Raw genomic sequence first — 22,952 nt, 5'->3', positions numbered from 1 at the left:
GTCAGCGCAGCAGCCGGCGGCGCAGCAGCACCAGGCACACCACCAGCGCCGCCACCGCATAGGCGGCCAGCACCGTCAGGTGCAGGCCCGCGCCGTCGATCGGGCGGCCCAGCATCAGCGGCCGGATCAGCGCCACCGCGTGCGCCAGCGGCAGCACCTCGGTGGCGGCCTGCACGCCTTCGGGCAGTTGCTCCAGCGGGAAGAACACGCCCGACAGCAGCAGCATCGGCGTCATCACCAGGGTCTGGTAGAACATGAAGAAGTCGTAGCTGGGCGCCAGCGCGGTGACAATCATGGCCAGCGCGGCGAAGGCAATCCCGGCCAGCACGATCACCGGCAGCGCCAGCAGCGCCCCCGGCATCTGCGCGTAGCCGAGCGCGCCCGCCACCAGCATGATGGCCAGCCCCGACAGCACCGCCTTGCTCGCCGCCCAGGCAATCTCGCCCAGCACCACGTCGCCCAGCGTCAGCGGCGCATGCATGATGGCCTCCCAGGTGCGCTGCACGTGCATGCGCGAGAACGCCGAATACATCGACTCGAAGCTGGCCGACATCATCACGCTGGACGCAGTGGTGCCGGCGGCCAGGAAGGCGATATACGACACGCCGTCGACCTGGCCGACCATCAGCCCGAGCCCGAGGCCGAGGCCGAACAGGTAGATCATCGGGTCGGCGAGGTTGCCGATCATCGATGGAATCGCCAGCTTCTTCCACACCATGTAGTTGCGGTACCAGACCATCATCCAGTTGCGCAGGTTGCGCGGCAGCAGCGGCTGCGGATAGGTCTGGCGCGCCGTCATGGCGGCGGCGGGGGCGGCATCGGTGGCGTCCGCGAGGGGGTCCTGTTCGCTCATGTCGTCCCTTGGTTCAGTCCCGCATCTCACGGCCGGTCAGCTTGAGGAACACGTCCTCGAGGTTGGCCGGACGGTGCAGGTAGCGCACGCCGCTCCTGCCGTGCAGCGCCGCCAGCAGCGGGGCGGGCTCGCGCACGTAGCAGAACAGCGTCTCGCCGCTCATTTCGGTGCGCTGTGCCAGCGGCGTCAGCGTGCCACGCAGCGTGTCCAGTTCATCGCCATAGACCTCGACCACGTCGCAGCCGATCTGGCTGTCGATCAGCTCGTGCGGCTTGCCTTCGGCAATCTTGCGGCCGCCGTCGATCACGCACAGGTAGTTGCACAGCCGTTCGGCTTCTTCCATGAAGTGCGTGGTCAGCAGGATGGTCTTGCCACTGGCCATCAGCGACTTCAGCCGCTCCCAGATCAGGTGGCGCGCCTGCGGGTCGAGGCCGGTGGTGGGCTCGTCCATCACCAGCAGGTCGGGGTCGTTGATCAGCGCGCGCGCCACGGTCAGGCGCCGGCGCATGCCGCCGGAGAGATCGCGCACCTGCGCGTCGGCGCGGTTTTCCAGCCGCGCGAACTCCAGCAGCCGGGGCACGCGCCGCTCTATCTCGGCCGACGACAGCCCGAAGTAGCGGCCAAAGATGCGCAGGTTCTCGATCACCGAGAAGTCGGGGTCGAGATTGTCGAACTGCGGCACCACGCCCACGCGCATGCGCGCCTGCGGGGCGCGCTGCGGGATGGGCTCGCCGCACAGCGTCAGCGTGCCCGCCAGCGGCGTGGTCAGGCCCAGCAGCAACCGCAGCGTGGTGGTCTTGCCGGCGCCGTTAGGGCCCAGCAGGCCGAAGCACTGGCCGCGGAAAACCTGGAGATCGAGGTCGTCGACCACGACCGTGTCGCCGTATTGCTTGCGCACCTTGCGCAACTCGAGGATGGCAGTCAAGGCAGGGTCCGGTGTGGCGCCGCAAGGCGCGATATCCGCCATTATGCCGGTCATCCACGCCAGCCTCGGTTGGCGCGTTGCAGCAGGCGCGGATATAAAAAAACCGCCAGCGAACTGGCGGTTTTTCTTGCCCGGCGAAGCCGGGCAGCGAAGCTACCGGAATCAGTACATCTTCTTCGGCAGCATCTGCATGCGCAGGCGCTTGCGCAGGCGTGCTTCGGCGGCCTTCTTCTTGCGCTTGCGCTCGGTCGTCGGCTTCTCGTAAGCGGTACGGCTCTTGAGTTCAACGATCAGGCCAGTCTGCAGAATGGCACGACGGAAACGCCGCATTGCAACTTCAACGGGCTCACCGGGTTTCAAGACGATCTTAGTCAATTCAGTCCTTTAGGGGATTGCCGCCGGGGCGGCTGGTTCACACGGGGGGAAACTGCGGTCGCCGGAGCGACTGGTATTGCACGCCGGGCCGATGCCCTGGTGCGCCCCCGCGAACCTGAAAGATGTGGACGTTTCAGTCCGTGCAACCAGTGTCAGGGGTGATAGCGCCAGGTCCGAATATAACTGGAGCCTGACAGTACCGGTTTCCATGAATGCTATACGCCCGTAACTATGGCATGTATACGACGGCGCTGTCAAGAATGCAGTGCAACGTAGGCGTGGTGGCCGGGCCTGAAAGTGAATTCCGGGCTACTTCGAGCGCACCGCGGCTACGCGCCGGACCGCGAGCCGTCTTTATACCGTTTTTATGGCCGCGGCGGGCCTTTCTACCCCGTTTTTATCCGCGCATCCCTAATCTGGGTGACGTCTGCCACTCACGATTCTGCCCGTCATGGATGCGATGTTCCTGCTCATTCTGATTGCCTTCGGCGCCGCCAGCGCCGCCCTGGTCGCGCTGTGCGCATGGCTGAGCGGCCCGGTGCGGCCTGCAGCTGCCGCGGACCAGCCTCAGCCGCACGCCACCACCGTGGGAGAGCGCTGATGGACTGGACCGAACTGCTGGCCGGCGTGCTTGCCTTGGCCATCTTCCTCTACCTGCTGATTGCGCTGTGCCGTCCGGAGAAGTTCTGATGCCGACCGATTTCCCGGGCCTGCTGGCCCTGTACCTGGCCATCCTGCTGGCGCTGGCGCCGTGGCTGGGCCGCCATCTGCGCCGCGCGGTCGAAGACGACGGCTACCGCCTGACCGGCTGGGGCCGGCCGCTCGAGCGCGCGCTGTACCGGCTCGCCGGCGTGCAGCCTGGCGCGCAGATGGGCTGGCGGCGCTATGCGCTGGCCGTGCTCGCCTTCAACCTGCTCGGCGCGGTCGCGGTCTACGCGCTGCAGCGCCTGCAGGGCTGGCTGCCGCTGAACCCGCAGGGCTTCGGCGCGATATCGCCGGACTCGGCCTTCAACACCGCCGTCAGCTTTGTCACCAATACCAACTGGCAGGGCTATGGCGGCGAATCGACCATGAGCTACCTGACGCAGATGCTGGCGCTGACGGTGCAGAACTTTGTCTCCGCGGCCACCGGCATCGCGGTGGTGTTCGCGCTGATGCGCGGGTTTGCGCGCCAGCGCGCGGACGGCATCGGCAACTTCTGGGTCGACCTGACGCGCATCACGCTGTACGTGCTGGTGCCGCTGGCTTCGGCGATTGCGCTGGCGCTGGCCAGCCAGGGCGTGATCCAGAACTTCAGCGGCTACCGCGACGCAGCGCTGCTGCGTCCGATGGCCTACAGCCAGCCGGTCATCGACGCCGCCGGCAATCCGGTCGCCGATGCCCAGGGCCAGGCGCTGACCCGTGCGGCCACGGCGCGCACGCAGACGCTGCCGATGGGGCCGGTGGCCTCGCAGGAGGCGATCAAGATGCTGGGCACCAACGGCGGCGGCTTCTTCAACGCCAACTCCGCGCATCCGTACGAGAACCCGACCGCGCTGTCCAACCTGATCGAAATGCTGGCGATCTTCCTGGTCCCCGCCGCGCTGTGCTTCAGCTTCGGCGAGATGGTGCAGGACCGCCGCCAGGGCGTGGCGGTGCTGGCGGCGATGACCCTGCTGTTCGTGGCCATGGCCGGCCTGGCCGCGCTGGCCGAGCAGCATGCCGGCCCGGTATTGTCCGCGCTGCCGCTGGATCACGCGGGCGCCGCGCTGCAGGCGGGCGGCAATATGGAAGGCAAGGAAACGCGCTTCGGCGGGGCCGCCTCCGCGCTGTTCGCGGCGATCACCACGGCGGCGTCGTGCGGCGCGGTCAATGCCATGCACGATTCCTTCACCGCGTTGGGCGGCATGGTGCCGATGCTGCTGATGCAGCTGGGCGAGGTGGTGTTCGGCGGGGTTGGCTCCGGCCTGTACGGCATGCTGGTCTACGCGGTGCTGGCGGTGTTCATCGCCGGCCTGATGATCGGCCGCACCCCGGAATACCTCGGCAAGAAGATCGAGGCCTTCGAGATGAAGATGACCGTGATCGTGATCCTGGTGACGCCGCTGCTGGTGCTGCTGGGCACGGCGGTGGCGGTGATGGCGGGCGCGGGCCGCGCGGGCGTGCTCAACCCCGGCACGCACGGTTTTTCCGAGATCCTCTACGCGCTGTCGTCGGCGGCCAACAACAACGGCAGCGCGTTCGCGGGCCTGTCGGCCAACACCCCGTTCTACAACACGCTGCTGGCCGCGGCGATGTGGTTCGGCCGCTTCTGGATCGTGGTCCCGGTGCTGGCGCTGGCGGGCTCGCTGGCGGCCAAGCCGAAGCTGCCGGCCACCGGCGGCACCATGCCGACGCACGGCGCGCTGTTCGTGGTGCTGTTGGCGGGGTCCGTGCTGATGGTGGGCGCGCTGACCTATGTCCCGGCGCTGGCGCTGGGCCCCGTTGCCGAACACCTGCAGGGCATGCTGGCCGGCGCCGCGCGCTGATCGCCTGTCCTGACGAATCGCCAATCGCGAACCTGGCTCCATGATGCAACCCGATACCCTGAACACGCGGCCCGAGGCCGCCCCGGAGCGCGCCGACGGCGGCGCCGTCCCTGACCTTGCCCGTGAGCGCCACCATGAGCTCGCCCACGATCCCGCGCGCGCGCAGCGCCGGCTGCTGTCGCCCGAACTGGTGCGCCCGGCGCTGCTCGCGGCGCTGCGCAAGCTGTCGCCGCGCGCGCAGCTGCGCAACCCGGTGATGTTCGTGGTCTATGCCGGCGCCATCCTGACCACGCTGCTGGCCGTGCGCGCGATGGTGTCGCCGCTGCCGCATGCCACCGAAAGCGCCGGCTTTATCGTCGCGGTCACGCTCTGGCTGTGGGTCACCGTGCTGTTTGCCAACTTTGCCGAGGCGCTCGCCGAAGGGCGCAGCCGCCAGCAGGCCGCATCGCTGCGCGGGCTGAAGCGTACCGCGACAGCGCGCGTGCTGGCCGACGGCCGCCGCGACGGCGCCATCCAGTTGCGCCCGGCCACCACGCTGCGCCGCGGCGACGTGGTGCTGGCCGAGGCCGGCGACATGATCCCCGGCGACGGCGAGGTCATCGAAGGCGTGGCCTCGGTCGACGAAAGCGCCATCACGGGCGAGTCGGCTCCGGTGATCCGCGAGTCCGGCGGCGATTTCTCGTCCGTCACCGGCGGCACCCGCGTGCTGTCCGACCGGATCGTGGTGCGCATCACCACCAATCCCGGCGAGAGCTTTATCGACCGGATGATCTCGATGGTCGAAGGGGCGCGGCGCCAGAAGACGCCCAACGAGCTGGCGCTGACCATCCTGCTGGTCGGGCTGTCCATGGTGCTGCTGCTGGCCACGGCCACGCTGCTGCCATTCTCCGCCTACGGCGTGCTGGCGACGGGCGCGGGGCTGCCGGTCACCGTGACCGTGCTGGTGGCGCTGCTGGTATGCCTGATCCCGACCACCATCGGCGGGCTGCTGTCGGCGATCGGCGTGGCCGGCATGAGCCGCATGATGGCGGCCAACGTGATCGCCACCTCGGGCCGCGCGGTGGAAGCCGCCGGCGACGTCGACGTGCTGCTGCTCGACAAGACCGGCACGATCACGCTGGGCAACCGCCAGGCCGCGCGGATGCTGCCGGCACCGGGGGTGAGCGAACGCCAGCTGGCGGCCGCCGCGTGGCTGTCGTCGCTCGCCGATGAAACCCCGGAGGGCCGCAGCATCGTGGCGCTGGCGCGCCAGCACGCCGGCGCCGAGGCGCCCGGCTTGGGCGCGGCGCGGCAGGTGTTCGTGCCGTTCAGCGCGCAGACGCGCATGAGCGGCGTCGACCTCGACGAGGGTGCGTCGCGGCGCAGCGTGCGCAAGGGCGCGGCCGATGCCGTGCGCCGCTACGTGGCCCAGCATGCGGGCAAATTCCCGGACGTGGTCACGCACGCGGTCGAGGACGTGGCGCGGGCCGGCAGCACGCCGCTGGTGGTGGCCGAGCTGGCCCGGGCCGAGGTGCGCGTGCTGGGCGTGGTGGAGCTGAAGGACACGGTCAAGCGCGGCATCCGCGAGCGCTTCGGCGAACTGCGCCGCATGGGCATCCGCACCGTGATGATCACCGGCGACAACCGGCTGACCGCCGCCGCCATCGCCGCCGAGGCGGGCGTCGACGATTTCCTCGCCGAGGCCACGCCCGAAGCCAAGCTGGCGCTGATCCGCCAGTACCAGGCCGAAGGGCGGCTGGTGGCGATGACCGGCGACGGCACCAACGACGCCCCGGCGCTGGCGCAGGCCGACGTCGCGGTCGCCATGAACAGCGGCACGCAGGCCGCGCGCGAGGCCGGCAACATGGTCGACCTCGACAGCAACCCGACCAAGCTGATCGAGATCGTCGGCATCGGCAAGCAGATGCTGATGACCCGCGGCGCGCTGACCACCTTCAGCGTGGCCAACGACCTGGCCAAGTATTTCGCGATCATCCCCGCGGCCTTTGCCACCACCTATCCGCAGCTCGGCCTGCTCAACGTGATGGGCCTGGCGACGCCGGCGTCGGCGATCCTGTCGGCGGTGATCTTCAACGCGCTGATCATCGTGGTGCTGATCCCGCTGGCGCTGCGTGGCGTGCGCTACCGCGCCCTCGGCGCCGCCGCGCTGCTGCGCCGCAACCTGCTGGTGTACGGACTGGGCGGCATCGCGGTGCCGTTCGCCGGCATCAAGCTGATCGACATGGGACTGGCCGCGATGGGCTGGGCCTGATCGACACAAACCACTTTCGGAACTGCCATGTCCCTTTCCATCACTCCCGCTTCGGCGCGCAATGCGCAAACCAAAGAGCAGGGCGGCCTGGTGCGCCCGGCGCTGGTCATCCTGCTGGCGCTGTCGCTGCTGACCGGCCTGCTGTACCCCGCGGCGATCACGATGATTGCCGGCGCGGCCTTTCCGCACCAGGCGGCCGGCTCGCTGATCGTGCGCGACGGCAAGGTGCTGGGATCCGAGCTGATCGGCCAGCCGTTCTCCGCGCCCGGCGACTTCTGGGGCCGGCTCTCGGCGACCGCGCCGATGCCTTATAACGGCGCGGCTTCCGGCGGCTCCAACCTGGGACCCTCGAACCCGGCGCTGGCCGACGCGGCACGCGCGCGCATCGACGCGCTGCGCGCGGCCGAACCCGGCAACCTCGCGCCGGTGCCGGTGGACCTGGTCACTGCCTCCGGCAGCGGCCTGGATCCGCATATCAGCGTGGCCGCAGCCGAATACCAGGCCGCGCGCGTGGCCCGGGCGCGGGGCCTGCCGCTCGCGCAGGTGCGCGCGCTGATCGCCGCGCATACCGACCAGCCGCTGTTGCCGGTGCTGGGCGAGGCCGGCGTCAACGTGCTGAGGCTGAACCTGGCGCTGGATGCGCTGCCGGCGCGCTGAGGTGGCGGGTCAGGCGGCGGGTCAGGCGGCGCGCCAGGTGCCGGCCTGCATGGCACAATCTGGCAGCGCTCACGCTGCCGCAACGTGAGCACGCCCACCATGCCTGCGCGCCCAGCCGACCGCCTCCGACCCGATCCCGACCACCTGCTGCAACGCCTGCAGGCCGATGGCGAGCGCGCCGCGCGTGGACGCCTGCGCATCTACTTCGGCGCCTCGGCCGGCGTCGGCAAGACCTTTGCCATGCTGGCGGCGGCACGCGCGCTGCACGAGCGGGGCGGCGATGTCGTGGTGGGCGTGGTCGAAAGCCATGGCCGCGCCGAGACCGAGGCGCTGGCCGAAGGCCTCGAGCAGCTGCCGCGGCGCGTGCTCGACCACCGCGGCCGCGCGCTGCGGGAATTCGATCTCGACGCGGCGCTGGCGCGCCGGCCGGCGCTGGTGCTGGTGGACGAACTGGCCCACAGCAACGCGCCCGGCAGCCGCCATCCCAAGCGCTGGCAGGACATCGCCGAGCTGCGCTCGGCCGGCATCGAGGTCTGGACCACCGTCAACGTCCAGCACCTCGACAGCCTGAACCAGGCGGTGGCCGGCATCACCGGCATCCGCGTGCGCGAGACCGTGCCCGACGCGGTCTTCGACGAAGCCGACGAAGTGGTGCTGGTCGACCTGCCAGTCGACGAGCTGCTGCGCCGGCTGCGCGAGGGCCGGGTGTACGTGCCCGAACAGGCCCGCCACGCGGTGCAGCACTTCTTCCGCAAGGGCAACCTGATCGCGTTGCGCGAGCTGGCGCTGCGGCGCACCGCCGAGCGCGTCGACGACGATGTGCGCGCTTACCGCCAGCAAGCGTCGATCGAGCCGGTGTGGCGCACCCGCGAAGCGGTGCTGGCCTGCATCGGCCACGGCAGCGATGCCGCGCAGGTGGTGCGCAGCGCGCGCCGGCTGGCGGCGCAGCTGGATTGCGATTGCCATGTGGTGACGGTGTCGGTGCCGCGGCTGGCGCCGGTGCCGGACGCGCTGCGCGCGCAGCTCGACGAGGCGATGCGGCTGGCCGAATCGCTCGGCGCGCGCACCGAGACCCTGGCCGGCAGCGACATGGTGGCGGCGGTGGCGGGCTACGTGCGGCGGCACAACCTGACCAAGGTATTGATCGGCCGCACCCCGGCGCGCTGGCGTGACCGCGGCGGTTCGCTGCCGGGCCGCCTGCACGGGTGGCTGGCGCAGCTGCTGGCGCCGTGGCTGGGCGCGCGCGCCTGGCTGTTCGGGCGCAGCAGCTTTGCCGATGCGCTGGCGGCCGCGTGCCCGGAGGTCGACGTGATCCGCGTCGCTGCCGACGGCGTCCGGCATGACGTGCCCGACGCCCCCCGCGGCGCGCGTGGCATCGAGGCGCAAGGTGACGAGGCCGGTCCGGCGCAGTGGCCCGGCCTGCTGTGGGCGCTGGCCTGGTGCGCCGGCGCCACCGCGCTGTCGGCGCTGGCGCGGCCATGGTTCGACCTGGTCAATATCGCCATGCTGTTCCTGCTGGCGGTGGCGGGCGTGGCGCTGCGCCACGGGCGCACCGCCGGCGCTTTCGCCGCGCTGGTGGCGGTGGGGGCGTTCGACTTTTTCTTCGTGCCGCCGCGGCTGTCGTTCGCGGTCAGCGACGTGCAGTACCTGGTGACCTTCCTGGTGATGCTGGCGGTGGGGCTGGTGATCGGCCAGCTCACCGCCGGGCTGCGCGAGCAGGCGCGTGTGTCGGTCCAGCGCGAGACCGATGCGCGCACGCTGTACGAGCTGGCGCGCGAACTGTCGGCGGCGCTGACCGATGCCCAGATCGTCGCCATCGGCAGCCGCTTCCTGCGGGCGGCGTTCGACGCGCGGGCGGCATTCTTCCTGGCCGGCCCGCAAGGGCGGCTGCTGCCTGCCGCTACCGATGCAGAGGGCGATGCGCAAGCCGGCGTCGCGGCGCAAAGCGACGCCATCGACCATGTGCTGGCGCAATGGGTGTTCGACCATGGCCAGCCGGCCGGCACCGGCACCGACACGCTGCCGGCCGGCACCGTGCTGTACCTGCCGCTGAAAGCGCCGATGCAGGTGCGCGGCGTGCTCGCGGTCGAGCCGCGCGCGTGGCATGCCTTTGCGCAGCCGGCGCTGCGGCGCCAGGCCGATGCCTTCGCCACGCTGATCGCGATCGCGCTGGAGCGGCTGCATTACGTCGAGGTCGCGCAGCAGGCCTTGCTGACGATGGAGTCCGAGCGCCTGCGCAGCTCGCTGCTGGCCGCGGTGTCGCACGACCTGCGCACGCCGCTGACCAGCCTGATCGGCATGGCCGAGACCCTGCAGCGCGGCACGCCGCCGCTGGCGCCGGGCGTGGCCGAAACCGTCGGCGCCATGCGCGACCAGGCGCGGCGCATGCATGCGATGGTGGCCAACCTGCTCGACATGGCACGGTTGCAAAGCCACAACGTGGCGCTGCGCAAGACCTGGCAGTCCTTCGAAGAGCTGGCCGGGGCGGCGCTGGCGTCGCTGCGCGACGCACTGGCGCGGCACCGCGTGGCGGTCGCCGACCTGTCGGCGTTGCCGCTCGTGGAGTGCGACGGCGTGCTGATCGAACGCGTGCTGTGCAACCTGCTCGAGAACGCCGCCAAGTACACCGCGCCGGGCACCGAGATCCGGTTGCGCGGCGAGCTGACCGAAGCCTCGGTGCACCTGATCGTCGAGGACGACGGCCCCGGCGTGCCGGCCGCGATGGCGCGCCAGGTGTTCGAGAAATTCACCCGCGGCGAGCGCGAATCGGCCACCAGCGGCGTCGGCCTCGGGCTGGCCGTGTGCGAGGCGATCGTGCAGGCGCACGGCGGCAGCATCCGGGTCGAGCCGGTGCGTCCGGCGCAGGCCGGGGCGCGCGGTGGGACCGGCGCGCGCTTCGTGGTTACGCTGCCGCGCGGCACCCCGCCCGTGCTGGAGCCCGAAGCGGCCGGCTTGCCGGCCTGACTCCGCCATCTTTTCAAGGAAGCTACGCGTCATGCCATTCGAGTTTTCGCCCACGGTGCTGCTGGTGGAAGACGAGCCTCACATCCGCCGCTTCGTGCGCGCGACGCTGCAGGACGAGGGCTGCACCGTGCATGAGGCCGATACGCTGCAGCGCGGCCTGATCGAGGCCGGCACGCGCCAGCCCGACCTGGTGATCCTGGACCTGGGCCTGCCCGACGGCGACGGCGTCTCGATGATCGGCGAGCTGCGCACCTGGACCGAAGTGCCGGTGCTGGTGCTGTCGGCGCGCACCGACGAGACCGAGAAGATCCGCGCGCTCGACGCTGGCGCCGACGACTACCTGACCAAGCCCTTCGGCGTGGGCGAGCTGGTGGCGCGGCTGCGTGTGCTGTTGCGGCGGCATGCGCGCGCCGGCGCGCAGGGGCGCGCGCAGGTGGCGTTCGGCGAGGTCGCCGTCGACCTCGCCAGCCGGCAGGTCACGCGCGCGGGCGAGGCGGTGCACCTGACCCCGATCGAATACCGCCTGCTGGCGGTGCTGCTGGCGCACCGCGGCAAGGTCATGACGCACCGCGAGCTGCTGCGCGAAGTGTGGGGACCGTCTCATGCCGACAGCAGCCACTACCTGCGGGTCTACATGGGCCACCTGCGCCACAAGCTGGAGGCAGATCCGGCCCAGCCGGCGTGGCTGCTGACCGAGGTCGGCGTCGGCTACCGTTTCGCCGGCTAAGCCGCCAGGCGTTCATATCCTCCTTTCCTGCATTTTTTCCAAGCGATCACGCGGCACGTGAGGCCGGCGCTCGTGCCTGCCGGCCGCTCCCGGTAAACCCGCACACGCGTCGAAATCGGTTGACGGGCAAATTCATGGGTATAAACTAATATTCATCAATATGAATTCAGGCAGGAGACCCGCATGCCGGACCAACCCGTGTATTTCATCTCGACCGCCGAGGTCGAGGGTTACCACCCCGCCAACCATGTCGGCACGCTCAATCGCCGGCTGATTGCGCCCGCGACGGTCGGCTCGCGCCACCTGGAAGTGATCCACGGCACCATCGAGAAGGGCAAGGGCGCGCTTCCGCACGCGCACCCGGGCATCGAGCAGGTCTGCTATGTGCTGGAAGGGCGCGCCGTGGCCGAGGTCGGCGGCCAGCGTCGGGAGCTGGGTCCGGGCGATTGCTGCTTCTTCCCGCCGGACCAGATGCACGTCTTCACGGTGGTCAGCGACGAGCCCGCGAAGATTCTGGTGATCTATTCCCCGCCTTACGAGGAATCCCCTGACCGCGTGATACGGCCCGCCTGAGGGCGGCCGGTCACGGGCAGGACATAAAACCACAGGAGACAAGTACCGTGAAGTCCATCAAGAACGTTTGCGCCGGCCTGGCGCTGGCATGCGGCGCGGCGCTGGCGGCCACCCCGGCGCTGGCCGCCGATGAATTCCCCGCCAAGCCACTGCGCCTGGTGGTGCCGTTTGCCGCCGGCAGCGGCACCGATGCGGTGGCGCGCCTGACCGCGAAGTACCTGGGCGAGTCGCTGCAGCAGCCGGTGGTGGTGGACAACAAGCCCGGCGCCAACGGCACCATCGCCGCCGAGTTCGTGGCCAAGGCGCCCGCTGACGGCTACACGCTGTTCATGACCACCAACACCACGCATTCGGCCAATCCGTCGCTGATGAAGCAGTTGCGCTATGACCCGGTCAAGGACTTCACGCCGATCTCGCGCATGGGCAACCTGCCGTTCATGCTGGTGGTCAACCCGGCGCTGCCGGTCAAGACGCTGCGCGAGTTCATCGACTACGCCAAGGCGCATCCGGGCCTGACCTATGCCAGCGGCAACAGCACCGGCATCGTTTCGAGCGCGACGCTGTCGAAGATGGCGGGGCTGAAGATGCTGCACGTGCCGTACAAGAGCACGCCGCCGGCGATGACCGACGTGATGGGCGGCCAGGTGCAGGCGATGTTCGTCGACTTCGCCGCCGGCATCGCCAACGTGCGCGCCGGCAAGCTGCGCGCGCTGGCGGTGACCACCGCTCAGCGCAGCGCGCTGCTGCCGGACCTGCCGCCGCTGGCGAGCGTGCCGGAGCTGAAGGGCTTCGACGTGACCTCGTGGAACGGCGTATTCGCGCCGGCCGGGGTGCCGGCCCCGGTGGTCGAGCGCCTGAACCGCGAGCTGGTGGCGATCGCCACCAGCAAGCAGCACGCCGCGCAGTTCCACGCGCTGGGGTTCGAGCCGTTCGGCAGCACGCCGGCGGAGCTGAACCAGTTTGTCGTGTCCGAGTTGCAGAAGTGGGCGCGGCTGGTGAAGGACGCAGGCATCCAGCCGGAATAAGCGGCAAAGCGGCATCGAACCAGGCAACGATATCAAGCAGGTAACGCGATGAATTTCGATCTCTCCGAAGAACAGGCCTCCATCGTGGAGGCGGTGCAGCAGGTCTGCGCGCAATTCGACATGGAATACTGGGACCGCCTCGACAAGTCCGGCACCTATCCGCACGAGTTCTACAAGACGCTGTGCGAAGGCGGCTGGCTCGGCGTGGCCATGCCCGAGGCCTTCGGCGGCGCGGGGCTGGGCATCCTGGAAGCGGCGCTGGTGATGCAGACCATCTCGCAGTCGGGCGCGGGCATGACCGGCGCGTCGGCGGTGCACATGAACGTGTTCGGCCTGAACCCGGTGGTGGTGTTCGGCACCGACGCGCAGAAGGGCCGCTTCCTGCCGCCGCTGATCGCCGGGCAGGAGAAGGCCTGCTTCGGCGTGACCGAGCCCGACGCCGGGCTCGACACCACCAAGCTCAAGACCTTTGCGCGCAAGGTGCCGGGCGGCTATTCGGTGAGCGGGCGCAAGATCTGGATCTCGACCGCGCAGGTGGCCGACCGCATGCTGCTGCTGGCGCGCACCACACCGCTGGAGTCGGTGAAGAAGTCGACCGAGGGGCTGTCGCTGTTCTATACCCGGGTCGACCGCAGCAAGATCGAGATCCGCGAGATCGACAAGATGGGTCGCGCCGCCGTCGACACCAACATGCTGTTCATCGACGACCTGTTCATCCCCGACGAAGACCGCATCGGCGAAGAGGGCAAGGGCTTCGAGTACATCCTGCACGGGCTCAACCCCGAGCGCATCCTGATCGCGGCCGAGGCCATCGGGCTGGGACGCGCGGCGCTGGCCATCGCCACCCAGTACGCCCGGGAACGCGTGGTGTTCGGCCGCCCGATCGGCATGAACCAGGGCGTGCAGCATCCGCTGGCGCAGGCCTGGATGCAGCTAGAGTCGGCCAACCTGATGATGCTCAAGGCCGCGGCGCGCTACGACGCGGGCCAGTCGTGCGGGGCCGAGGCCAATGCCGCCAAGTACCTCGCCGCCGAGGCCGGCCACAATGCCTGCCAGACCGCGATCCTGACGCTGGGCGGCATGGGCTATTCGCGCGAGTACCGGGTCGAGCGGCTGCTGCGCGAATCGTATATCCCGCGCATCGCGCCGGTCAGCCCGCAGCTGATCCTGTGCTTTATCGCCGAGCGCGTGCTGGGCTTGCCCAAGTCGTACTGAGCGGGAGCGGGCGATGCCAGACAAGCCATTGCAGGGCAGTGCGCCGACCGGGCCGCTGGCCGGGATCCGCGTGATCGACATGACCTCGGTGGCGATGGGGCCGTATGCCACGCAGATCCTCGGCGACATGGGCGCCGAAGTGATCAAGGTCGAGCCGCCCGCCGGCGACGTGTTCCGCCACGCCGAGCCGGCGCGGCACGCCGCCATGGGCGCCAGCTTCCTCAACCTGAACCGCAACAAGCAGTTCGTGGTGCTGGACGTGAAGCAGCCCGCCGACCTGGCGGCGCTGAAGGCGCTGATCGCCGGCGCCGACGTCTTTGTCTCGAACGTGCGACCGCAGTCGCTGCGCAAGCTCGGGCTCGACTATGCCTCGCTGTGCGCCGACCATCCGCGGCTGATTTACTGCGGCGCCTATGGCTATTCGGAGTCGGGGCCGTACGCGGGCGCGCCGGCCTTCGACGACATCATCCAGGCGCGCAGCGGCATGGCGCAGTTCCAGGGCGCCAACTCGAACGAAGGGCCGCAGTACGTCAACACCATCCTCGCCGACAAGGTCGCCGGGCTGACCGTGGCCTATGCGATTCCGATGGCGCTGTACGAGCGCGAGCGTTCCGGCCGGGGCCAGGCCATCGAGGTGCCGATGTTCGAGACGCTGGTGTCATTCCTGGCGACCGAGCAATTGGCCGGGCAGACCTTCGTGCCGCCGCTCGGGCCGGCCGGCTATCCCCGCGTGATGTCGCTGCACCGCAAGCCGTATCGCACCCGCGACGGGCATATCGCGCTGCTGCCGTACACCAGCGCGCAATGGCAGCGCTTCTTCGATGTCTCCGGCCACGCACCGCTGGCGAGCGATCCGCGCTATGCCACGCCGGCCGCGCGCAGCGCCAATATCGACGCGCTCTATGCCACGCTGGCCGAGATCGTCGCGCAGCGCACCACCGCCGCATGGCTGGCGCTGCTGCGCGATGCCGACATCCCGCACAGCGAGGTGCCGCACTTCGACAGCCTTGCCGACGACCCGCACCTGCGCGCCACCGGCATGATGTTCGAGTACGAGCATCCGAGCGAAGGGCGCTTGCGCGGGGTGGGCATACCCACGCGCTTCTCGCGCACGCCCGGCAATATCCGCAGCTGGCCGCAGGTCCTGCCGCACGCCACGCGTCAGGAGGACTGACCCGCGCCGCCGCCGCGTACAATCCGGCCCACGGATATTGAAGTCGAGGAAGCCAAACGATGGCAGCAAACGAAGCGGCGGAGAAGTCCGGTTACGGCAGCGTCAAGACGGCGCTGCGCGTGATCGAGATCATGGAAATCTATGCGCGCGAAGGGCGCTCGCTGACGCTGACCGAGCTGGCCAAGCTGCTGTGCGCGCCGATGTCGAGCTGCCTGGGGCTGATCCGCACTCTGGCTTCGCTGGGCTATCTCTACGAAACCGGGCGCCGCCAGGGCTACTACCCGACGCGCCGGCTGCTCGAGATCGCGCAGCGCATCACCCGCAACGACCCGCTGCTGGAGCGCGTGCAGCCGGTGCTGGAGTCGCTGCGCGACACCACCGGCGAGACCGTGGTGTTCGGCAAGCTGCAGGACGACGGCCGCGTGCTGTATCTGGAAGTGCGCGAATCCCCTAACCCGGTACGCTATATCGCCGCGCCGGGCGAGTTGCGCGACGCGCATGTCAATTCGATCGGGCGCGCCATCCTCGGCACGCTGACGGCCGGCGCACGCGCCGAGCTGTTGTCGGGGGTGTCCTTTGCCACGCGCACGCCGCGCACCATCGGCTCGGCGCAGGCGCTGGAGGCGGCGATGCAAGGCTGGCAGAAGCAGGGCTGGTATCCGAATTTCGGCGAGTCGTTTCCCGACCTCGGCGCCATCGCCGTGCCTGTGACAATCGGCGGCGCAACCTATGGCCTGTCGGTGGCGGGGCCGCTGCACCGGGTGGAACTCAATACGCAGGGCATCGTCGCGGCGCTGGAGGCCGCGGCACCGTCGTTGCAAGGGTAGCGAGAGCGGGGAAGGGGGGGGGCGTTGCGGCCGGATGCGCCGTGGCGTTCCGCGTCGGACTGACAAGCGAACCCACGCGCAAGCGGAAAACAGCAAAGCGGCAAAACGAAAAAGCCCGGTGCGTTTGCACCGGGCTTCCGTATCGGTTGGCTCCCCGACCTGGGCTCGAACCAGGGACCTGCGGATTAACAGTCCGTCGCTCTACCGACTGAGCTATCGGGGAACAGCTGAGAAAGAAATTATAGCCAGTTTCTCTTTTCTTCGTCAACACCCTTTGGACATTTAGTTCTCGTCGCGGGGTGCAGGGAAGGCTGGCTTGCTGTCTGGCGTGCGATCCAGAGGGCCGGATGCCGGCTTCGGAACCATGGGCGCGGAACAGCGAGGCCGCATTATAGCGACGGTTCCGGCTTTGTGCCAGAAAAAACCGCCTCGCGGCGGTTTTTTCTGCGGACCTGCGGGGAGGTCAGTCGAACACCGGCGATTCCACGCCCAGCACCTTGTGCAGCTTCGGCGAGGTGGTGGTGTACTGCATGTGGATCTTCTTCTCGGGGAAGATATACGGCGCTGCACCGAACGCGGCCAGCGCGGCCTCGTGGAAGCCAGACAGGATCAGCTTCTTCTTGCCAGGATAGGTGTTGATATCGCCGACCGCGAAGATGCCGGGGATATTGGTCTGGAATTTTTCCGTGTCCACCTTGATCTGCTTGCGCTCCAGGTCCAGGCCCCATTCGGCGATCGGGCCCAGCTTGGGCGACAGCCCGAAGAACACCAGCAGGTCGTCGAGCGGCAGGCGGCGGGTCACGCCGTCGGCGCCCGACACCTTGATCTCGGTGAGCACGCCGTCCTTCTCTTCATAGCCGCTGATCTGGCCGACCAGGAACTGCATTTCCATCTGCTCGCACAGTTCCTTCATCTTGGCGACCGACGCGGGCGCGGCGCGGAAGCCGTCGCGGCGGTGGATCATCACCACCGACTCGGCCTTGCCGACCAGGTCCAGGGTCCAGTCCAGCGCCGAGTCGCCGCCGCCGACGATCACCAGGTTGCGGCCGTGGAAGCGGCTCGGATCCTTGACGCGGTAGAACAGCTGCTTGCCGTCGAACTTGTCGATGCCGTCGACCTTGAGCGTGCGCGGCTGGAACGAGCCCACGCCGGCGGCGATGAAGATGGTCTTGGTGATGAAGCGCGTGCCGAGCGAGGTCTCGACGAAGAAGCGGCCGTCGTCACGGCGCTCGACCACTGACACTTCCTGGCCCAGGTGGAAGGTGGGCTCGAACGGCTCGATCTGCTTGAGCAGGTTGTCGGTCAGTTCCTGGCCGGTGCAGCTGGGCACGGCCGGGATGTCGTAGATGGGCTTGTCCGGATACAGCTCCACGCACTGGCCGCCAACGACCTTCAGGGAATCGATGACGTGGGCCTTGATCTCGAGCAGGCCCAGTTCGAATACCTGGAACAGACCGACCGGACCGGCACCGACGATCAGCGCGTCGATTTCCAGCGGCTGGCCGCCTGCGGGGCTGCCGCCCTCGACCTGCTTGGTCGTGTCGGCAACGGGATTTGGAATGCTCAAGTCCATATTCGTCCTGATACGTTGGTTGGGCACGCGGGTGCCCGGCATTGCGGAAAGCGCGTGGGGACGGCTTTCTTTGCTGCCCGGTGCGCTCAGCGCTCCAGGTACTGCAGCTTGTCGGTGGCGTCCTTCCATTCCTCGGCCTCGGCCAGCGGGGCCTTGGTCTTGGTGATGGAAGGCCACGCGCGCGCCAGTTCGGCGTTCAGCTCAATGAACTGCTGCTGGTCGCCCGGCACGTCTTCCTCGGCGTAAATGGCGTTCACCGGGCACTCGGCCACGCACACGGCGCAGTCGATGCACTCATCCGGGTCGATCGCCAGGAAGTTGGGGCCCTCGCGGAAACAATCGACCGGACACACGTCAACGCAGTCTGTGTAGCGGCAACGGATGCAGGATTCGGTGACAACGTGAGTCATTTCGGTTCCAGGAAAACGGGTCGGCTTTTAATGGGAAACTGTAGGGCCGCTTCTTGCCGGCGGGACCCGCCGCATCCATCACATGGGGGGTGCCCTAGTGCCGCAGGGCAGCATGGGCGGGGCGAGCGCCGGCCGAGGCCTTTCGGAAACCGGTATTGTAGCCGAGCCTTCTGGCAAGGATAGCGGCTCTATATAGCTGGATCAGATAGTTTTCTTATTTCTTTATGTACTTTTGATTTAACGCATGGTGGCCGGCCGGCGGCTTTGTCTGTTCGCCGGCATGCTGCGTGGCAGCACCCGGCCAGCCGGCAGGGGCCGGCTTCAGGTAGCATGGCGATCTGACCCGGCATCGCCGTCTGGCCCGCTATGATCATCCAGTCCCTGCTCGACACCGACCTGTACAAATTCACGATGATGCAGGTGGTGCTGCATCAGTTCCCGCAGGCGCAAGTGGAATACCGCTTCAAGTGCCGCAACCCGGGCATCGATCTCACCCCGTATATCGACGAGATCCGCGCCGAGGTGGCGCACCTGTGCCAGCTGCGCTTCACCGAGGATGAGCTGACCTACCTGCGCGGCCTGCGCTTCATCAAGAGCGATTTCGTCGATTTTCTCGGACTGTTCCACCTCAACGAAAAATATGTCTCGGTGCGGCCGTCCCCGCAGGGCAATGGCGAGATCGAGATTTCCATTATCGGCCCGTGGCTGCACACCATCCTGTTCGAAGTGCCGGTGCTGGCCATCGTCAATGAAGTCTACTTCCGCCGCACCCAGCCGCGGCCCGACCTGGCCGAAGGCCGCCGCCGGCTGGAAACCAAGCTGGCGCTGCTGAAGACGCCCGCGCTGAGCGCCTGCGTGATCGCCGACTACGGCACGCGCCGTCGTTTCTCGCGCGACTGGCAGGAAGAGGTGTTGCTGACCATGCGGCGCCTGCTGGGCCCGCAACTGGCCGGCACCAGCAACGTCCATTTCGCGCGCCTGCACAATATGGTGCCGCTGGGCACCATGGCGCATGAATACCTGCAGGCCTGCCAGGCGCTGGGTCCGCGGCTGCGCGATTCGCAGGTGTTTGCGCTGGAGCGCTGGGCGCGCGAGTACCGTGGCGACCTCGGCATCGCGCTGTCGGACACCTATGGCTTCGACGCCTTCCTGCGCGACTTCGACCTGTATTTCTGCAAGCTCTTCGACGGCGTGCGCCACGATTCCGGCGATCCGGTGCTGTGGGGCGAGCGCATGGTGGCCCACTACGCCGCCAACCGCGTCGACCCGCGCAGCAAGACGCTGATCTTCAGCGACAGCCTCGACATCCCGCGCGTGATCGAGCTGTACCAGCGCTTCCATGGCCGCTGCCGGCTGGCGTTTGGCGTCGGCACCAACCTGACCAACGACCTCGGCTACACGCCGCTGCAGATCGTGCTGAAGATGGTGCGCTGTAACGGGCAGCCGGTGGCCAAGCTGTCCGATACGCCGGAGAAGACCATGTGCGACGATCCCGGCTACCTGGCCTACCTGCGCCAGGTGTATTCGGTGCAGCCCGCGTAGCAGGCCTCGGCACAGCGCGCCGCCTTATCGCCCCTATAATCGCCGCATCGCGCCTTTGCGCATTGCCATCCCACCCAGGCCCCATGGAAACCAACGACGCCCGCGACCGCATCTTTGCCCGCATCCGTGCCGCCCAGGGCAGGCCGGCCCGGCCGAGCGCGGGCGAGCGCGGCGCCGTTGCGGATTATCTGGCCCGCCATCCGCAGGGCCCGCGTCCGGCCGCCGCGCCCGACCTGGCCGAAGCTTTCCTGGCGCAGGCGCAGCGCATGGCCTCGACCGTCGACCGCGTTGCGACCCTGGCCGACGTGCCCGCCGCCACGGTGCGCTATCTGGACAGCCTGGCCCTGGTGCGCCGCGCGGTCGCCTGGGATGAATTCGGCCCGTTGCCGTGGCAGGCCGCCGGACTGGCGGTGGAATGCCGCCCACCGGTGCGCGACGCCGCGGCCGATCGCGAGCATGGCGACCTGGTCGGCATCACCGGCTGCTTCTGCTCGATTGCCGAGACCGGCTCGCTGATGCTGCTGTCCGGCCCCGCGACCTTCGCGTCGGCCGCGTTGCTGCCCGAGACCCATGTCGCGGTGGTGCCGCGCTCGCGCATCGTCGCCGGCCTGGAAGATGCGTTTGCGCTGGTGCGCAGCGAGCGCGGCCAGCTGCCGCGCGCCACCAACATCATCAGCGGGCCGTCGCGCACCGGCGATATCGAGCAGACCATCGTGCTGGGCGCGCACGGCCCGTACCGCGTGCATGTGATCCTGGTCGACGCGGCCTGATCTTCGCGGCGCGAACCCGGCGCGCCGCCATCCGAAAATGCACGGCGCAAGGCTAGCGCGGGCAGGGGCTTGCATTACACTTGCAGGCTTGCCCGCGATGCCTTGCCATCGCGCCGCGCGCGCCCATGAGCGCTGCATTTTTCGAGGAGATCCTGCCTGATGCGACGTGCCACCGTGCTGTTGCCACTGCTGGCCATGCTGGCCGCCTTTCCCGCCGCAGGCCATGCCGCCGACCTCGACGGGGCGTCGCTGTCGCCGCTGTGGGGGCTGCCCTTTGCCGGCATCCTGCTGTCGATTGCGCTGTGGCCGCTGCTGGGGCCCAAGTTCTGGCACCACCATTACGGCAAGATCGCCGCCGGCTGGGGGCTGCTGTTCCTGCTGCCGTTCGCGTTCGTGTTCGGCGCGCACGCCGCTGCCGTCAGCACCGTGCACGCGCTGCTGGCCGAGTACCTTCCGTTCATCGCGCTGATCACCACGCTCTATATCGTGGCCGGCGGCATCTGCGTGCGCGGCAACCTGCACGGCACGCCGGGGCTCAATACCGGCATCCTGGCGCTGGGCACGTTGCTGGCCAGCTTAATGGGCACCACCGGCGCGGCCATGCTGCTGATCCGGCCGCTGTTGCGCGCCAATGACAACCGCCGCCATGTGGCGCACGTGGTGGTGTTCTTTATCTTCCTGGTAGCCAACGCCGGTGGTTCGCTGACGCCGCTGGGCGACCCGCCGCTGTTCCTGGGCTTCCTGAAGGGCGTCGATTTCTTCTGGACCCTGCGCAACATCTTCCCCGAAACGCTCTTTGTCTGCGCGGCGCTGCTGCTGGTGTTCTACCTCGTCGACCGGCACTACTACCACAACAAGGAAGAGCAACTGGCGAGTGATCCCACTCCGGATTCGGGCGGCATCGCCATCGAAGGCAAGTTCAACTTCGTGCTGCTGCTGGCCGTGGTCAGCCTGGTGCTGATGAGCGGGCTGTGGAAGCCGGGCATCTCGTTCGATATCATGGGCACCGAGGTGCCGCTGCAGGCCGCGGTGCGCGACGCCTTGCTGGTGGTGGTGGCGGTGGTGTCGCTGCTGGTCACGCCGCGGGCGGCGCGCGTGGGCAATGAATTCAACTGGGAGCCCATCCTCGAGGTCGGCAAGCTGTTCGCCGGCATCTTCCTGACCATCATCCCGGTCATCGCCATGCTCAAGGCCGGTGCCGACGGCGCCTTCTCGGGGGTGATCCGCGCGGTCAGCGACGCCAACGGCCAGCCGGTCGACGGCATGTATTTCTGGGCGACCGGCGTGCTGTCGTCCTTCCTGGACAACGCGCCAACCTACCTGGTGTTCTTCAATACCGCCGGTGGCGATCCCGCCACGCTGATGACGCGCGATGCCTCGACGCTGGCCGCGATCTCGGCCGGCGCGGTGTTCATGGGCGCCAACACCTATATTGGCAATGCGCCCAACCTGATGGTCAAGGCCATCGCCGAAAACCGCGGCGTGCGCATGCCGAGCTTCTTCGGCTACATGCTGTATTCGGGCATTTTCCTGATGCCGCTGTTTGTCATCATGACCTTCCTCTTCTTCCATATCTGATGCCATGAAGCCGTCCGTCCTGGTCACCCGCGCCATCTATCCCGAAGTCATCGCGCACCTGGCGCAGTATTTCGAAGTCGACGACAACCAGCAGGACGCGGTACTCGACGCCGCGGCGCTGAAGGCGCGGCTGGCGGGCAAGGCCGGCGTGCTGGCCAATGCCGCCGACCGCATCGACGCCGGCGTCATCGCCGGGCTGCCGGCGCTGCGCGCGGTGTGCAATATGGCGGTCGGCTACAACAACCTGGACCTGCCGGCGCTGACCGCCGCGGGCATCGTCGCCACCAATACGCCGGACGTGCTGACGGAAACCACCGCCGACTTCGGCTGGGCCCTGCTGATGGCGACCGCGCGTCGCGTCACCGAGGCCGAGCACTACCTGCGCGCCGGCAAGTGGCAGCGCTGGAGCTACGACATGCTGGTCGGCATGGACCTGTACGGCAGCACGCTGGGCATCCTCGGCATGGGCCGCATCGGCCAGGCGCTGGCGCGGCGTGCGGCCGGGTTTGGCATGAACGTGCTGTACCACAATCGCAGCCAGCTGCCGGCGGATACCGAGCGCGCGCTCAACGCCAGCTATGTCAGCAAGGAAGCGCTGCTGCGCCAGTCCGACCACTTGCTGCTGGTGTTGCCCTATGGCCCGCAAAGCCACCACGCCATCGGCGCCGCCGAGCTGGCGCTGATGAAGCCCACCGCGACGCTGGTGAACCTGGCGCGCGGCGGCATCGTCGACGACGCCGCGCTGGCGCAGGCGCTGCGCGACAAGCGCATCTTCGGCGCCGGACTGGACGTGTTCGAAGGCGAGCCGGCCGTCCATCCGGACCTGCTGACGGTGCCCAACGTCGTGCTGACGCCGCATATCGCCAGCGCCTCGGAGAAGACCCGCCGCGCCATGGCCATGCTCGCCGCCGACAACCTGATCGCGGCGCTCGACCAGGGCCCGCAGGCCGGCCATCCGCCCACCGTGATCAACCCCGATGTGATGCCGCATCGCCGCTGAGGTTTC

General features: G+C 68.6%; 21 protein-coding genes and 1 tRNA gene. 16 read left to right on the top strand and 6 right to left on the bottom strand.

Features of this window, described 5'->3' with window-relative positions:
- Position 1 precedes the first annotated feature (1 nt).
- The 3 genes from CBM2586_RS10850 to rpsU form a co-directional block, all read right to left on the bottom strand.
- Positions 2 to 853: an ABC transporter permease gene (locus tag CBM2586_RS10850; protein WP_115661648.1), complete on the bottom strand. Its 852-nt coding sequence runs from the start codon at positions 851 to 853 to the stop codon at positions 2 to 4.
- Positions 854 to 866: 13 nt separating this feature from the next.
- Positions 867 to 1,778: a nodulation factor ABC transporter ATP-binding protein NodI gene (gene nodI / locus CBM2586_RS10845; protein WP_373424205.1), complete on the bottom strand. Its 912-nt coding sequence runs from the start codon at positions 1,776 to 1,778 to the stop codon at positions 867 to 869.
- A 162-nt stretch (positions 1,779 to 1,940) separates the two neighbouring features.
- Positions 1,941 to 2,153 carry a 30S ribosomal protein S21 gene (rpsU, locus tag CBM2586_RS10840; RefSeq protein ID WP_010814647.1) on the bottom strand — a complete coding sequence of 71 codons (213 nt, stop codon included), beginning with the start codon at positions 2,151 to 2,153 and terminating at the stop codon, positions 1,941 to 1,943.
- 451 nt (positions 2,154 to 2,604) lie between these two features.
- Here rpsU and CBM2586_RS10835 point away from each other — a divergent pair, with 451 nt between their 5' ends.
- The 12 genes from CBM2586_RS10835 to CBM2586_RS10780 all read left to right on the top strand — a co-directional run bounded on the left by CBM2586_RS10835 (position 2,605) and on the right by CBM2586_RS10780 (position 16,073).
- On the top strand, positions 2,605 to 2,754 hold the full coding sequence (locus tag CBM2586_RS10835) for a hypothetical protein (RefSeq protein WP_172583248.1): 150 nt from the start codon (positions 2,605 to 2,607) through the stop codon (positions 2,752 to 2,754).
- Positions 2,754 to 2,843: a potassium-transporting ATPase subunit F gene (locus CBM2586_RS10830; RefSeq protein ID WP_115661650.1), complete on the top strand. Its 90-nt coding sequence runs from the start codon at positions 2,754 to 2,756 to the stop codon at positions 2,841 to 2,843. The genes CBM2586_RS10835 and CBM2586_RS10830 overlap by 1 nt, the downstream gene beginning before the upstream one ends.
- Positions 2,843 to 4,660 (top strand): potassium-transporting ATPase subunit KdpA, encoded by a 1,818-nt coding sequence (gene kdpA, locus CBM2586_RS10825; protein WP_115687491.1) that lies wholly within the window; start codon positions 2,843 to 2,845, stop codon positions 4,658 to 4,660. Before CBM2586_RS10830 ends, kdpA begins: the two co-directional genes overlap by 1 nt.
- A gap of 40 nt (positions 4,661 to 4,700) precedes the next feature.
- The gene (gene kdpB / locus CBM2586_RS10820; protein ID WP_115687489.1) at positions 4,701 to 6,911 is read left to right on the top strand and encodes a potassium-transporting ATPase subunit KdpB; all 2,211 of its coding nucleotides are present in this window, start codon (positions 4,701 to 4,703) and stop codon (positions 6,909 to 6,911) included.
- Between the two features lie 27 nt (positions 6,912 to 6,938).
- Entirely contained in the window at positions 6,939 to 7,568 is a 630-nt protein-coding gene (gene kdpC / locus CBM2586_RS10815) for a potassium-transporting ATPase subunit KdpC (protein ID WP_115661653.1), read from the top strand.
- Positions 7,569 to 7,667: 99 nt separating this feature from the next.
- Entirely contained in the window at positions 7,668 to 10,532 is a 2,865-nt protein-coding gene (locus CBM2586_RS10810; protein WP_115687487.1) for a sensor histidine kinase, read from the top strand.
- A gap of 31 nt (positions 10,533 to 10,563) precedes the next feature.
- Positions 10,564 to 11,259 (top strand): two-component system response regulator KdpE, encoded by a 696-nt coding sequence (gene kdpE / locus CBM2586_RS10805; RefSeq protein ID WP_115661655.1) that lies wholly within the window; start codon positions 10,564 to 10,566, stop codon positions 11,257 to 11,259.
- 183 nt (positions 11,260 to 11,442) lie between these two features.
- A complete protein-coding gene (locus CBM2586_RS10800) occupies positions 11,443 to 11,832 on the top strand; it encodes a cupin domain-containing protein (RefSeq protein WP_115661656.1) in 390 nt (129 codons plus the stop codon).
- Between the two features lie 47 nt (positions 11,833 to 11,879).
- A complete protein-coding gene (locus tag CBM2586_RS10795) occupies positions 11,880 to 12,857 on the top strand; it encodes a Bug family tripartite tricarboxylate transporter substrate binding protein (RefSeq protein ID WP_115687485.1) in 978 nt (325 codons plus the stop codon).
- Between the two features lie 48 nt (positions 12,858 to 12,905).
- Positions 12,906 to 14,072 (top strand): acyl-CoA dehydrogenase family protein, encoded by a 1,167-nt coding sequence (locus CBM2586_RS10790; protein WP_115661658.1) that lies wholly within the window; start codon positions 12,906 to 12,908, stop codon positions 14,070 to 14,072.
- 13 nt (positions 14,073 to 14,085) lie between these two features.
- Complete coding sequence (locus CBM2586_RS10785) at positions 14,086 to 15,246, top strand: CaiB/BaiF CoA transferase family protein (RefSeq protein ID WP_115687483.1); 1,161 nt, start codon at positions 14,086 to 14,088, stop codon at positions 15,244 to 15,246.
- Between the two features lie 59 nt (positions 15,247 to 15,305).
- Positions 15,306 to 16,073, top strand: a complete 768-nt coding sequence (locus CBM2586_RS10780; protein WP_115687481.1) for an IclR family transcriptional regulator — start codon at positions 15,306 to 15,308, stop codon at positions 16,071 to 16,073.
- Between the two features lie 147 nt (positions 16,074 to 16,220).
- Here CBM2586_RS10780 and CBM2586_RS10775 read toward each other — a convergent pair.
- The 3 genes from CBM2586_RS10775 to fdxA all read right to left on the bottom strand — a co-directional run bounded on the left by CBM2586_RS10775 (position 16,221) and on the right by fdxA (position 18,056).
- A tRNA-Asn gene (locus CBM2586_RS10775) sits at positions 16,221 to 16,296 on the bottom strand.
- A 240-nt stretch (positions 16,297 to 16,536) separates the two neighbouring features.
- Entirely contained in the window at positions 16,537 to 17,646 is a 1,110-nt protein-coding gene (locus CBM2586_RS10770) for an NAD(P)/FAD-dependent oxidoreductase (RefSeq protein ID WP_231942431.1), read from the bottom strand.
- An 86-nt stretch (positions 17,647 to 17,732) separates the two neighbouring features.
- A complete protein-coding gene (fdxA, locus tag CBM2586_RS10765) occupies positions 17,733 to 18,056 on the bottom strand; it encodes a ferredoxin FdxA (RefSeq protein WP_012353337.1) in 324 nt (107 codons plus the stop codon).
- A 366-nt stretch (positions 18,057 to 18,422) separates the two neighbouring features.
- Here fdxA and pncB point away from each other — a divergent pair, with 366 nt between their 5' ends.
- The 4 genes from pncB to CBM2586_RS10745 all read left to right on the top strand — a co-directional run bounded on the left by pncB (position 18,423) and on the right by CBM2586_RS10745 (position 22,946).
- Complete coding sequence (gene pncB / locus CBM2586_RS10760) at positions 18,423 to 19,598, top strand: nicotinate phosphoribosyltransferase (RefSeq protein ID WP_115687479.1); 1,176 nt, start codon at positions 18,423 to 18,425, stop codon at positions 19,596 to 19,598.
- A gap of 83 nt (positions 19,599 to 19,681) precedes the next feature.
- The gene (locus CBM2586_RS10755) at positions 19,682 to 20,368 is read left to right on the top strand and encodes a LutC/YkgG family protein (RefSeq protein WP_115687477.1); all 687 of its coding nucleotides are present in this window, start codon (positions 19,682 to 19,684) and stop codon (positions 20,366 to 20,368) included.
- Between the two features lie 159 nt (positions 20,369 to 20,527).
- Entirely contained in the window at positions 20,528 to 21,946 is a 1,419-nt protein-coding gene (locus CBM2586_RS10750; protein ID WP_115661664.1) for a sodium:proton antiporter, read from the top strand.
- A gap of 4 nt (positions 21,947 to 21,950) precedes the next feature.
- Positions 21,951 to 22,946 carry a 2-hydroxyacid dehydrogenase gene (locus CBM2586_RS10745; protein WP_115661665.1) on the top strand — a complete coding sequence of 332 codons (996 nt, stop codon included), beginning with the start codon at positions 21,951 to 21,953 and terminating at the stop codon, positions 22,944 to 22,946.
- Positions 22,947 to 22,952 lie beyond the last annotated feature (6 nt).

Source organism: Cupriavidus taiwanensis (assembly GCF_900250115.1).
GTDB lineage: Bacteria > Pseudomonadota > Gammaproteobacteria > Burkholderiales > Burkholderiaceae > Cupriavidus > Cupriavidus taiwanensis_B.
Note: the sequence above shows the minus strand (reverse complement) of the source record. Positions and strands in the feature narration are given on the sequence as shown.